This window comes from Fibrella rubiginis (genome assembly GCF_017353185.1).
Classification (GTDB): domain Bacteria; phylum Bacteroidota; class Bacteroidia; order Cytophagales; family Spirosomataceae; genus Fibrella; species Fibrella rubiginis.
In genome coordinates, this window is sequence record NZ_JAFMYV010000017.1 from 1 (window position 1) to 13,577 (window position 13,577).

Here is a 13,577-nt window from a genome sequence, read left to right on the forward strand (position 1 = left end):
AATTGTGTAATCGATAAATCGACTACTGTGTTTTAGCACGAATTGTGCTTACTTTTTCTGCCAATACGCCAAAGAACTGATCCCTCTTCGAAAACTTTTGAACCGTTGTTCGTCTGTTTCTCTCGATTTGGGACTGCAAAGGTAAGGCGACTTTTAGGGCAGCGCAAGCCCTTGCTTGAAAAAAGTTTAAAAATCTTTTTCCATGAACGGGTAACTCACTGATTTTGGCGATGATAAAGTTTCTTTGATTGTCCGCATAGAAACCCAGCGCAGCAAATTCAACGACGAACCAGCCTTATCATTGGTTCCTGAGGCTCTTGCACCCCCAAACGGTTGCTGACCAACCACAGCCCCTGTCGGCTTGTCGTTGATATAAAAGTTACCTGCACTGTTTACCAGTCGTTTAGTTAAATAGTCAATAGTAGCCCTGTCTTTTGCCAGAATAGCGCCCGTCAATGCATAGGGTGATGTTTGATCTAGTATGGTTAACGTATCTTCTAATTGGTCGTCTTCGTATACGTATACTGTCAGTACAGGACCAAACAGTTCGTCACACATAGTTCGGTATTTAGGGTCGGCTACTTGTATGACAGTAGGTTCAATGAAATAGCCTGTCTCTTTGCTGTAGTTACCACCCGCTATGATGGTAGCCCCATCTTTAGTGGCCTGATCGATGTATCCCGTGATCTTATTAAAGGCGCGTTCGTCAATGACAGCGTTGAATAAACATTCGAACTCTTCTACACGGCCCATCTTCTGACTTTTGAGCGTTTCTTGTACACCAGCCCGAATGGCGGCCCATAAGCTGGTAGGAATGTAGGCTCGTGAGGCAGCCGAGCATTTTTGTCCCTGATACTCAAATGCTCCCCGCACCATAGCTACTACCGCTTCGTCTACATTAGCTGTGTTATGCACGAAAATGAAGTCCTTCCCTCCGGTCTCGCCTACAATCCTCGGATACGATTTGTATTTCGCAATGTTTTGGCCAATTGTTTGCCAAATAGTCTGAAACACACTTGTGCTGCCTGTAAAGTGAATGCCAGCAAAATCGGGATGGTTAAAAATAACCTCTCCTGCTTCAGGACCATCTACATAGATCAGGTTGATTACGCCATCGGGCAGGCCACTCTCCTGCAAGACCTCTACGATTACCTGTGCCGAGTAGGCTTGTGTATAAGCTGGTTTCCAAACAACTGTATTGCCCATTAACGCTGCTGATGTTGGCAGGTTGCCGGCAATAGCAGTAAAGTTGAATGGGGTCAAAGCAAAAACGAATCCTTCCAGTGGTCTGTATTCTACCCGATTCCATACTCCCGTTGGCGAGTAGGGTTGCTGTTTATATATTTCTGTTGCGTAATGAACATTAAAGCGCAGAAAATCAATGAGTTCACAAGCAGAATCAATTTCAGCCTGATACACATTTTTCGACTGCCCCAGCATAGTGGCTGCGTTGATTTTTGCCCGGTATGGTCCTGCTAATAGTTCAGCGGCTTTTAAGAAAATGCTCGCCCGGTGTTCCCAGGACATGGCTCCCCAAGCTGCTCTGGCACTCAGTGCAGCGTCAATTGCCTGCTGCACGTGCTCTTTGTCTCCTTCGTTAATGTACCCTAGTACATGAGCGTGCTCGTGAGGTGGGGTTACTTTTAACTTATTTTTTGTGAAGACTGATTGACCGTTTATCCACATGGGAAGCTCGCGGGTTTCAGCTTTGGCCGCCTGTAGGGCATTCCGTAGAGCGGTCCTTTCAACAGAGCCGACACGGTACTCTTTCACTGGCTCATTTGCAGGCTGAGGTACGCTCAGTAATCCATTGTTCATTGTGAAGTTTTTCTTTCAAAGTTAACGGTTTGCCTGTGTATGTTCGGCGTGACCTATTTGTGTAGTCTGTGGGCCTGAGTTTTGTCGTTCTGTTCCAGTGGGTTTACGTAACTTGCGAACTAGTTTTTCGCTCTTTTTTGCCCATGAAATTTTACAGCACGAACTCACCAAATCAGCTTGTTTCGTCACAGGAGGCACTTTTTCAAAGCCTTCCTGCCGATGGTGGTCTGTATATGCCCGAATCTATTCCCGTATTGCCCACCTCGTTTCTGAGTGATTTGTCGGGGCGGTCGTTGCCAGAGATAGCTTCTGTCCTGACTTCACTTTGGCTGGGCGATGAACTGACTGCATCTGATATTGATACGCTTGTTACACGTGCCTTTCCGTTTGATACACCTTTGGTTGAACTTGAAGCAGATCGACTCTATGCGCTTGAACTGTTTCATGGCCCTTCATTAGCTTTTAAAGACATAGGTGCCCGTTTTATGGCGGGTTTGATGTCACATTATGCTGACAGACTCTCGCGTGAGATACATATTCTGGTGGCTACTTCAGGAGACACTGGCGGAGCCGTTGCGATGGGCTTTCACAATGTTTCTGGCGTTCGGGTCTCTATTCTCTACCCAAAAGGGCGAGTGAGTTTGCTGCAAGAAAAACAATTGACTACCCTGGGGGGAAACATACAAGCGTATGAAGTAGACGGTTCGTTTGATGATTGCCAGACTATAGTCAAACGGGCTTTTCTAGATCCGGAGCTATCACAAGCTTATTCACTTTCCTCGGCTAACTCTATCAACATTTTCCGGCTTATTCCTCAAAGTTTCTATTACCTGAGGGCTATAGCTCAGTTAGCTAAAAATCATCTGCCAGTGGCTTTCTCTGTTCCTAGCGGCAACTTTGGTAATCTTAGCGCAGGAGTTTTGGCCTGGCGAATGGGCATGCCTGCACAGGCATTCATTGCATCGACTAACGTAAATAAAGTGGTGCCCAGTTACTTGCAGACAGGACAGTATGTTCCAATGGCTTCACTGGCTACGCTATCAAATGCGATGGATGTGGGAAACCCCAGCAACTTTGTCCGGCTCCAGCACCTTTTCAGCAATAACACTAGTGCGCTTTCTTCACAAGTGAAGGGGTATTTTTTCACTGATGATGAGACAGTTAGCGAAATGCTTCTATTACGTGATCGCTACAATTACCTGGCTTGTCCACACACGGCGGTGGGCTTGTTAGGCTTACAGAGTTATCAACAAAACAGTGTGGATAACTGCGGAATTGCGTTGGTAACTGCCCATCCTGCCAAGTTTAGCCCTGCTGTTGATGAAATATTGGGTCAGACAGTGGAGGTGCCGGATCGGCTGGCTATTCTCAGTGAACGCCAGAAGCAGGTAACGACTATACCTGCCACATTTGAGGCTTTCAAAGAAGTTTTGCTCCAAGTTGTCTAGCCTGATACAGCCACTTATCCACAACAAAGCCCCGGACCTGTTGGTAACCGGGGCTTTGTTTTACGGAAAATCTTTCCCCTGAACAATCAGTTCACAACGTCGCCGCGAAGTTGCCGAATGCGTTTACGCGACTCGGCGGCAAAAATGCTGCCTGGGTAACTAGTGAGCAGTTGCTCATATAACTTCAATGCGGTGGCACTGTCCTTTTTTCGTTCATCGACAATTTTAGCTTCTTCGTAGAGCGCGTCATCAGCCAGGATATCCATCGGATATTTCTCTACAATGGTTTTCAGGTTGAGCAAGGCTTCATCCACTTTGTTTTGCTTCAACTGCACTTTCGCCTGAAGCCACCGCAATTCATCAGCTAGTGTATGTTGCTCGTATTTCTTTAGCATCACATCAACTTGCGCGGATGCTTCATCCAGTTTGTTTTGAAATAGCAGTAGGTCAATCGCTGCGTAGTCTCGCATTGCGTTTTCGGTACTGTCCAGGCCTGTATTATCCAGAATCAGCATACTCAGTTGCTCAGCGTCATTGGCAATTTCGCGGGTAGTAGCCATTTTCAACACATCCAAAACAGATTTGGCTAATGTGAAATCACCTTTATAATAGTGGAGTTTAGCATTACGTAATTTGGCTTCGTAGCCTAGTAAATCGTCTTTCTGCGACTTTTCCACTTGTGAATATAGCAACGTTGATTCCCAAGGTTCGTTCTTCAACAGGTATACATCGCCTTTATCTAACTTGCACTTATCCACAAATTGCTGGTCACTCTTCCCCATCGTGATAGCCTGATCAAGCATGACGATAGCCGAGTCTTTTTCGTCAAGGTAGTTGGCATACAGGTTCGCCGAACTGCGAAGGGCGTCGAGTGTTTTAGGTGTCACACCCACTTCGGTCAACACACGCTGATAGGCTCGTATGAGTTGCCTTATCTCTGTCTTTTCGACGGGGTATGTGTTTTTCACCTGCTCTTCGCGTGCATTCACCAGCATACGTCGGGCATAGGGATAAAAGGCTCCCTGTGGATGATTAGCAATAATGTACTCGTAGGCATCTACAGCCGTCTTATATTCTTTGTTGGTCATGGCCAGGCCCGCCAATTCAAACACTTTCGCACCAGCCAGTTTCATCCGCTTGTCCATGGCCTTTTCCTGAAGCAGTGCCCGGCTAAACTTCTGCTTTTGGAGATAGTACCATGTAAGCATATCGTTCATAGCCATCGACTCAGGCGACTTCTGAACTTCAGCATAGAGTACTTTTTCCAACAGTGGCTCATCTTTAGTGTTGATAACTGTCTGAAAAGCGCCCTGTACCCGTTCACGTTGATCATTGCGTTCAGCTAACGGTAGTAATGTCTCTATCCAAGCAGTAAGGTTGTTTTTAGAGCGATAGAGCGTCGCTAACTCTTCAGCCATAACCGAACGGTCGTTCGTAACAGTTTGCGCTCGTTGTAGTGCCTGTATAGCCTGATCAGTTGCTCCAACGTCTACAAGTAACTCTCCAAGGCGGGCTACACGCACGGGATCATTCTTGCTGTATTCATATGCCTGTTCATAGAGCTTGTTGCTGGCCGTGGTATCGCTGCTGGTCTCACGGATGCGACTTGCCAACAACACTAAAGCCTGCGCCCGTACAGGACCGTTTACTTTAGCCCATTTTTTCAACTGCTTATCAGCCTCATCACTCCTTTTAGCTTTTGTCAAGCTAGTGATGTATCTATTCATCAACGGCCAGGCTATGCTTATTTCTTCATCTGCCCGGCGCATTCGTTTGCTGTATTCGGCAGCGGCCTTTTCAAACTCGCCCTTTTGAAAATACTCATCGGCCAATGCCTCTTCAGATTGGGCCTGCACCAACTTGGTCAGAAGCAGCAACCCAGCCAACACTAATCCACAAGCCCTATTTTTCATTTTATAAGAAGGTTTATTAAAACAAACTATTAGAGTTATTAGCGCTGTGCATAAGTGAACAACTCAGTTATCCACTTTGTACTGAAAACACTGTGAACAACTTTTGCTGGTTATCCACTGTATTAGTCAGGTTATTAACACTAAAACAGCCTATAAACAGCGATTTAGGCAGTTTTCCACATTTATCTAGACAAGCTGATGTGTATTTGTCGAAAACTTTTCTCAACAAAATTGTCCGATGATAAGCCATTGTGAACCTGTCTAAAACACGGCTGTTTTGCACACGTCCACCTGTTGATAACGTTGAATTGTGAAGAACTCAGTCTTAATCCACAAAATTCATGCTACCATCTTGACGATTTCCACAAGTTATGAACACTTATCCACGCCGTTTTGCACATGAAATCGGCGAAAAATATAGTTTAAATTGACCTTTTTTAAGATTGACCCGCTTCAACGGAGTAAGACCATTAGTGGCTGCGTTATCTATCCTTTGATCCTATTCTAGCTAACTCTGTAAGAGTTTTATAAAACCATCAATTGAAAATGGCCTGCCAAAACCCATATAGGTCTTAGCAGGCCGTTCAATACGTTCGACTATTCGCTTAGTATGTTATGTCGATATCGTCCAGTTCAAAATTCTGCTTGATAAGCAATTTGTCGGATAGGTAAATGATTGGTTCGGCGGGGATACGAAATTCATACCGGCCTGTGTCCCACTTATTATTATTGTTTGTGTCAATAATAAGCCGAAGTCGATACCGGCCTGGTTTGAGGTTTCGGAACGTGTACGTTGGTGTGTCCCGTAAGCGCCGAGCCACTGTTTTTTGCTCATCAATCAATTCCAGAATATAATGTGGTTCTTTCGTAATGACCTGTCCGCGTACCAGACCAAAGTTCTCTGGGTCAGCAATAGGGTAGGTAATTGTAGTGGTTGTGATGGTATCGCCCAGTACAGAGGTGAATGCATCCTTGCTGATTTTGAAACGAACGAACTTGCGGGCTTTTGTCGCGAACTGATTTGTTAATTCAGTCAAGGTTGTGTTGAATGTGCTCGACTTTGCCAATGTTAAATCACCTTTGGTTAGGCTATCAACGGATATCTGTATTCGCTTTGGGTCAACGTTTTTAACTGGCTTAGAGAATTTCAACACCCAATCAAAATCGGGCTCAACGGGCTCATTTGGCGCTGGAACAGGTTTAAAGCTAAACTCTTCAGGCTTTTCCCGTTTTGATTTTGGCCTAAAACTGATTGTGTGCCTCAAATTGGTTTCAGTGCCTAAAGAATCACGCACAGCAATACGCACACCAACGGTATCGGCCGTCTGAACCGTTCTGAAGAACTTAATCTGATTGGCCGAAAGCAACATTGACGCCATACTGTCGGCTGGATTTCTGAAGGCAACTGAGTAGGATTCAATGCCTTTACTCAGGTTGACAACGTAGCTGTCTGACCTTGATTCGTTTCTGCTAATACGTGGCGTGGTATTGTTTTGATTAAAGAGATAAACCTGGACATCAGAAATGTTTTGGTTTAGCTTGATCCGCTTCGACGCGAATCCAACAGTTTCTGACTGAGCGTTGAAAACAAAATTGTTATTCTGGTCTGTGAAAGCGATCACATCATACTCTCCACCCCGGATATTCTCAATCTGAAATCGACCCGACGTATCTGTTTTGCTGTAGTAAATTGGTTTATTCTTCACCGCATCGAGTGTATCGCGGGGGGCATACAAGCCTACCAGTGTGCCTGCCGGAGTAGTAGTACCGCTGACAATATCACTTACCTGGCCACTAATAGAGAGTGAATCCAGCAGGTTTCCTGTACTAAAAACCAGTTTCATATTCGTAGCTGGGTTCCGTTCTGTGGCGTCTTTAATAGCATCAGTAAAACTGATGGTGTAGGTGGTGCTGTCTTTCAGCGGTTCATTAAACGTCAGTACTACGCTTGTGGGTTTAACCTTGTAGTCGAACGTAATGCCACTACCGGGTGTAATGATTACTTTTTGTGGCAGGTTTTCAGCAGTGATGTACTCATTAAAAAAAAGTTCTACCTGCTTAGGCTTTACGTTTCGCGCCCTCATTTTTGGGTAGCTGTCGATCAGTTTTGGTGCCAGTGTGTCTTTTTTACCTCCTGGTGGCTGAGCAACCTGAGCGCAGTTACTGGCCACGTAAAGCACAATTGATAATAGTAGAACGCTCAGTAAAGATGGCGTTCGTATTGGTGGACGGTGGGTCATTTTACTTTCCTGAACAGATAAGTCAAACTCGAATAATTGCCGGTTTCGGCTGCTTCATGATTAGATGCCAACCCTGCTTTTAAACTATCCAGATACCGAATCCGACCATCGCGTGCCTTAGTGCTCATAAGTGAAATGTAATAGGCATCAAATTTCATTGGTACTTGTCTTTCGAGGACGAAGCCTTCACTTTCAACTAATCGCTTCATCACCTCGGGCATAAAATGATATAGGTGCCGTGGCACATCATATGCCGCCCAGTGTTCCTTAAACCGTCTGGCATCGTATGAGGCAGGATTTGGTACGGCTATAATCAAGCTCCCTCCTACCCTCAACGATTGGTTAAACAGTCTGGTCGTTGTTTTCAGATCTGCTACATGTTCTAATACGTGCCATAATGTAATAACGTCGAAAGGGCCGGAAGACTGGATAGTTTTAACATCGTTTATGATTGCCTTTCCTATTCTGTTAGTAGCTAGTTTTCGGGCGTCGGGATCAGGTTCGTAACCCTGTACAGTCCATCCTTTCTTCTGACAAGTTTCCAGAAACGCACCAGTTCCGCAACCATAGTCGAGCACACGTCCTATCTGTCTGATAGATTCACGAATCATTTTTTCCTTCTGCTGCAATGTGAACGACCGAACTGTACGGTAGGCAAAGTCCATTAAGCCATCACGTGTGTCATCGTGCGAAATGTATGCATCGGACTGGTAATAGTGGCCAATGGTTGTGGCGTCTGGTCGGGGGTTGGTTAGCAGCAAATTGCAGTTGATGCACTGCTGAATACAAAAGACACGCTGGCTAACCAGCGTGTCGGTGCATTTGATATACGGTATAAACTGGTTTCCGCCACAAAGCGGACATTCGGTGATTTCTTCCACGTTAACGACCCATATAAACCAACAAGATTGAAATGTCTGACGGGCTAACGCCACTAATGCGGGTTGCCTGCCCGATTGTTCTGGGACGCAGTTTTTTAAGCTTTTCCCGTCCTTCGAATGATAAAGCTTTCACATTATCGAAGTCAAAAATAGGAGCAATTTCCAGCGATTCCCAACGCGACAGCTTCTCAGCATTCTGTCGTTCACGGCTAAGATAGTCGTCATATTTCAGTTCGATTACTGCCTGCTCAACTGTTTCCTTCGCGTACGACTGCAGTTCATTTTCAGCTGCCGTACTCGCCATTTCCAGCAACGTTAGGGCATCTGCCGTCTCAATCTCTGGTCGTTTTAACAGACTATAAACAGTCGACTTTTCGCGTAGCGGTGCCGATTCTCGGTTCACGAGCCAATCGTTCACTTCCTCTGGACGCAATTTTGTTTCACGGAAAAGTTGCGTCAGTCGATCTATGCTTACCTGTTTTGCTTTTGTGTTCGCCCATCGCTCATCGCTGGCAAGGCCTAGTTTGTGGCCCATTTCCGTGAGGCGTAAGTCAGCATTATCCTGGCGCAGCAGTGTTCTGAACTCAGCCCGCGAGGTAAACATTCGATACGGCTCTTCGGTCCCTTTAGTGATCAGATCATCAATCAGTACACCAACATACCCCTCTGACCGCTTGACGGTAAAGGGTTCTTTCTCATGCACATTCTGATGCGCATTAATGCCTGCTATAAGTCCTTGGCACGCCGCCTCTTCATATCCTGTAGTGCCGTTTATCTGCCCTGCGAAGAATAGATTAGCCACTTTAATTGTCTCTAGCGTAGGTTTTAGCTGTGTTGGCGGAAAGAAATCATATTCCACAGCATAGCCTGGACGAAACATTTTTGCCTTTTCAAAGCCGGCAATCTTTTGCAAAGCCCGGTGTTGGACCTCTTCAGGAAGTGAAGTTGAAAATCCATTTACGTACACTTCCACTGTGTTCCACCCCTCTGGTTCAACAAAAATCTGATGCCTGTCTTTGTCGGCAAAACGGTTGATTTTGTCTTCAATGGATGGACAGTAGCGGGGGCCTAACCCCTTGATCCTACCGGTAAACATGGGTGATTTCTCAAACCCTTCTTTCAATACATTATGTACTGATTCATCCGTGTAAGTGATCCAACAAGATCGTTGCTTGGTCAAGGCAGCCGTGTCTGAGTAAGAAAATTTACCTGGATTTTCATCACCCATTTGTTCTTCCATTCGTGAAAAGTTGAGGCTCCGGCCATCTACGCGAGGTGGTGTTCCTGTCTTCATCCGGCCTGTTTCAAAGCCTAACGATACTAGCTGTTCTGTCAAGCCTGTTGCGGAACGTTCGCCAGTACGACCACCGCCAAACGTCTTCTCGCCGATAAACATCTGCCCGTTCAGGAATGTGCCGTTTGTGAGCACTACGCTCTTGCCTGAAATCGTAACCCCAAGACTAGTTTTCACACCCCGCACACGGTCGTCTTTCACAATAATCTCTGAAACCGTATCCTGCCAAAAGTCTACGTTCATTGTGCGTTCCAACGTATCCCGCCACTCCTGCGCAAACATAACGCGGTCACTCTGACACCTAGGACTCCACATTGCGGGGCCTTTCGACCGGTTCAGCATCCGAAACTGGATCATCGTCTTATCGCTTATGATCCCCGACTGACCACCCAAAGCGTCTATTTCACGTACAATTTGCCCTTTTGCAACGCCACCCATTGCTGGATTGCACGACATCTGTGCAATAGTGTGCATGTTCATTGTAATTAGTAATACGCTTGAGCCCATTGTTGCTGCTGCGGTTGCGGCTTCACAACCAGCATGGCCTGCTCCTACTACAATTACATCGTATGTACTATGCATCGGTATTTAAAATTGAAAAATGTTCCACGTGGAAACTTTTGATAACTCTGTGAAAATCGGCGCTACTTTGTCAATTTCTGTAGATACCGATTAGACTCACGCTTATAGTATAAGTTATAAGCGGGTGAAACGGTTCGTAGCACTTCTACCTGACGAGTGGTTGCCTGAGGAATTGTTGGAAGATATGTTGGCTGACTCTGTTTAAGTTGTTTGGCAGTTTCAGCCTTACGTTTGGGATCTTCTTCCTGCTGTTGAAGAGCCTTCTCCGATTCAAGCAGGCGTGTGAGAATATCTTTTTGCCGGTTGTTGACAGCTGGATTGACACGCTTATTAACTAAATCAGTTTCCGTTTCCTCCATTTTCTTTAACAAATCGTTCACTTGATCAGCTTGTTGCTTACCAACTTCTGTACCCTTGGCTTTATCCTGCATTTCTTTTAGCATATCGCGTAGAACAGCTTGTTCCGCTGCCAGGCGCGACAATTCTTCTGATAGCGCCCGACCTGACTGGCCGCCCTGCGACAGTTTCTGAATACGCTCATTCAATTTCTGTTGTTTGTCGCCCATGCCAGGAGACGGTTGTTCACCTTTACTTTTTCCCTTACTGTTCCCAGAACCTGGCATTGCCATAGCCTGCATGGCCGCCTGCATCTGCTTAAAAGCATCATTCAACATGAGCGACAAATTGTTGATTGTCGTCATAGCGAACTGCTGTTTAGAAGAGGCCATGTTCAGTTTACGCTCTTTTAAATAGCGTGAACTCTCGTCCATGTAGTACCGCATATTCGTTAGTTCACGCGTGACAAATGGCTGTATTTGTGGCTCACGTGACGCTAAAGAATTTAGGCTATCCTCAATCACTTTGGCATTGTCCTGAAGCCGAATTTGCTCTTGTGAGAGCTTCACAACGCGTGGATCCTGTAGATTCATGCTGCGGAAATCGCGCATAAGCCGTTCCTGTGAGAAAGACAATGTAATGAGGTTATCAAGCAAATTACGCAGGTCATCAAGATTCTCTGACATGCTTTTCATATCCATACCCTCCATCGATTCCTCCATCGATTTGGCCATGTTACGCATCGACTTAGACGTCTTTCTCTGTGATTCTGATGCCTTCTTTTTCTCTTTCTTGTCGAGCGAGCTTTTCGACTGTTCCATTTGTTTCTGGATCTCCTGTTGCTCTTTCTCCTGTGGGTCAGGTGCCGACATCTTTTCTTTTTCGGCCTCCTTCTGAAGTTTATCTAACAGCTCCTGCAGTTTTTTGAAGTCTTCCTCGGACTTTTTCTGTTCTTCTTTCTGTTTCTCAGTTTCGGCTTCCTCCTTCTTCGAATCTTTCTGCTCCTCCTTAGTCTTTTCCGCTAGTTCATCCTGCTTATCAGCCTGTTTTTTCAGATCGTCAATAGCGTTCTGAAATTTCTGGTTCTGCTGCATCTGCTTAAACATCTTCAACGCACGGTCAAGCTCTTTTTCCAGATTTCGCTCTTTACGATTCAACTGGTTGAGCAGTTCGGAAGCCTTTTCATCCTGCTTCTTTTCCATCATCTGCTTCAACTCATCGTACATCTTCTTCGACTCAGGATCCTGCATCTGATCAAAAAGCTTCTTCAACTGGTCCATCTTCTGCTTCAACGAATCCTGTTGTTGCTGACTCATTCGTTGCTGAGTTTCGTTCGTTTTATTGAACTGCTCCTGAAGTTTCTGAATCTCGTTCATCAATTCTTCACGCTTCTGAAGAATATCCTGCAACTGCTTTTTATCCTGGAAATCGGACGTCTTCTTGGTGCGCATGCGCTCCTCCAACGTAGAAAGCTCCTTTTTAAGCGCTTGAGCCTCTTTCAGAGCCTGATCTAACTGTTGCTCCGTTTTCTCTGCCGACTGTTCAACCTGCTTCTGTAATTGCTCCGTAGAAGGCACCGTAAACGTAATCAAGGACGAACGGGTAGCTTTTGGACCATGTACGCCGTCATTGTCAGCTACCTGCATATAATACTCAATTTTATCGCTAGGCTTAAGTTTCAGGCTATCTAGTGACCAGTTGTAAGCGTAGTTCTGCGATATGGTAGCTGTGTTGATTGGGATAGATTTCGAGAATGATTCTTTTTTAGGTGAGTTAGCCCGCACAACTGAACCAACTAGCTTGAGCGAGGAAAAACCGTAGTCATCCGTTACCTGACCATAAAGTCCAATGAAATTATAGGTGACTGAATCCCTCGTTTCCTGCAGACTAATCTGAGGGAAACGGTCAGGAATAACCTGTATGCTGTAAGTCAGATCAGCAGCGTTGTGCGCGTGCTGGTTGCGCAATTGCAATGAATATGTAGCTGATTGAGTTGCGCGTGTGGAGAGACTGAACGCATTATCTTCAATAGCTTCAGCCGATAAACGTCCCCCAGGCGTGAACCGAACAGCCAGTGAATCGGTATGGTCGGCCAAAAATTTCCAATTAATGCGCGTTCCCTCCGGTACAAGCAGATTACCCACATTGGCAAGTTGTTCAGCAGGTTTGTTAAGATAAGCGGGGTACGTCAAGGCCACATCGAAGGACAAAACGGCAGGCCGGTCCAGCAGATGGAGCGTATAAAGTGTGGAGGCAAACCCCGCTGCTTCTACTTGAAAATTAACGTCTCGCTGTACATTGTCAAACGTATAGGCATAAGCGTTCGGTCCGGTTTGTTCCAGTTTAAAGCGTGTATCATTCGATACCAGATACACTGTTTGTGGAATCGCCCGGCCTTCCAGATGAAGTTGAAACGTAAAATCTTCATTCCGAAACGTCTCCAGTCGTTTCGAATCAACCACAAACTTGAAAGGAGCTTCCTCGACAAACTGTTTGTCATACTGCACAATACGTGACGAACTGTTAGTGAAAAAGGCCGGATAAAATACTAGAACGCCCGCAATAATGGCGGCAGGCAAGGCGGCGTACTTCACAAAACGACGGTTTTTATGCAATTGGATTGCCGACGAGAAACGGGTGATTAGCAATTGCTTTGACCGCTGTTCCAAACTAGCCTTAAGTAGTTCGCTGTCACTTGCCGTTAACGACCGCAATTGCAATGTATTCAGCAGCTTATCGCCGATGTTCGGAAAAAATTGCCCAATCTGACGAGCCGCTTCTTCATCTGAGATAGGCTTTCTAAGACCATACAGACCCATAGCCGGTTTGATGAGGTAGAGGTATGCTCCGGTCAAAAACAGAGCTACGAAACTAAATAACATAGCGGCCCGGACACCTGAACTAAAATGGCCGAGGTATTCCAATGTATTCAGCAACAAGTAAGCCGCCAGCAAAAGGCCTAAAAACAGCAATGAGCCTTTAATAAGCTGGTTCTGGAAATACCGTCGTTTGTACTCGTCGATTTGGCTAAGCAGATCAGCGAATGAAGAAGTGGCTTGCATAAG

The 13,577-nt window shown here is 45.7% G+C and carries 7 protein-coding genes; 1 reads left to right on the forward strand and 6 read right to left on the reverse strand.

Annotated elements, in window-relative coordinates; translation table 11 throughout:
• Window positions 1-186 precede the first annotated feature (186 nt).
• On the reverse strand, window positions 187-1,818 hold the full coding sequence (gene pruA / locus J2I47_RS24480) for an L-glutamate gamma-semialdehyde dehydrogenase (protein WP_207367258.1): 1,632 nt from the start codon (window positions 1,816-1,818) through the stop codon (window positions 187-189).
• Window positions 1,819-1,961: 143 nt separating this feature from the next.
• Here pruA and thrC point away from each other — a divergent pair, with 143 nt between their 5' ends.
• On the forward strand, window positions 1,962-3,266 hold the full coding sequence (gene thrC / locus J2I47_RS24485) for a threonine synthase (RefSeq protein ID WP_207367259.1): 1,305 nt from the start codon (window positions 1,962-1,964) through the stop codon (window positions 3,264-3,266).
• Between the two features lie 86 nt (window positions 3,267-3,352).
• Here thrC and J2I47_RS24490 read toward each other — a convergent pair whose 3' ends face one another.
• The 5 genes from J2I47_RS24490 to J2I47_RS24510 all read right to left on the reverse strand — a co-directional run bounded on the left by J2I47_RS24490 (window position 3,353) and on the right by J2I47_RS24510 (window position 13,574).
• Window positions 3,353-5,179 carry a tetratricopeptide repeat protein gene (locus J2I47_RS24490; RefSeq protein ID WP_207367260.1) on the reverse strand — a complete coding sequence of 609 codons (1,827 nt, stop codon included), beginning with the start codon at window positions 5,177-5,179 and terminating at the stop codon, window positions 3,353-3,355.
• A gap of 605 nt (window positions 5,180-5,784) precedes the next feature.
• Window positions 5,785-7,419, reverse strand: a complete 1,635-nt coding sequence (locus J2I47_RS24495) for an Ig-like domain-containing protein (protein ID WP_207367261.1) — start codon at window positions 7,417-7,419, stop codon at window positions 5,785-5,787.
• A complete protein-coding gene (locus J2I47_RS24500; protein WP_207367262.1) occupies window positions 7,416-8,300 on the reverse strand; it encodes a class I SAM-dependent methyltransferase in 885 nt (294 codons plus the stop codon). Before J2I47_RS24500 ends, J2I47_RS24495 begins: the two co-directional genes overlap by 4 nt.
• Before the next feature lies 1 nt (window position 8,301).
• The gene (gene mnmG / locus J2I47_RS24505) at window positions 8,302-10,176 is read right to left on the reverse strand and encodes a tRNA uridine-5-carboxymethylaminomethyl(34) synthesis enzyme MnmG (RefSeq protein WP_207367263.1); all 1,875 of its coding nucleotides are present in this window, start codon (window positions 10,174-10,176) and stop codon (window positions 8,302-8,304) included.
• Between the two features lie 62 nt (window positions 10,177-10,238).
• Window positions 10,239-13,574, reverse strand: coding sequence for a DUF4175 family protein (locus J2I47_RS24510; protein WP_207367264.1), 3,336 nt, complete (start codon window positions 13,572-13,574; stop codon window positions 10,239-10,241).
• Between the last annotated feature and the right edge of the window lie 3 nt (window positions 13,575-13,577).

Coding starts and splice junctions, on each gene's coding strand:
- J2I47_RS24490 (WP_207367260.1), bottom strand. CDS start 5,179: ATGAAAAATAGGGCTTGTGGATTAGTGTTGGCTGGGTTGCTGCTTCTG.
- mnmG (WP_207367263.1), bottom strand. CDS start 10,176: ATGCATAGTACATACGATGTAATTGTAGTAGGAGCAGGCCATGCTGGT.
- J2I47_RS24495 (WP_207367261.1), bottom strand. CDS start 7,419: ATGACCCACCGTCCACCAATACGAACGCCATCTTTACTGAGCGTTCTA.
- pruA (WP_207367258.1), bottom strand. CDS start 1,818: ATGAACAATGGATTACTGAGCGTACCTCAGCCTGCAAATGAGCCAGTG.
- J2I47_RS24510 (WP_207367264.1), bottom strand. CDS start 13,574: ATGCAAGCCACTTCTTCATTCGCTGATCTGCTTAGCCAAATCGACGAG.
- thrC (WP_207367259.1), top strand. CDS start 1,962: ATGAAATTTTACAGCACGAACTCACCAAATCAGCTTGTTTCGTCACAG.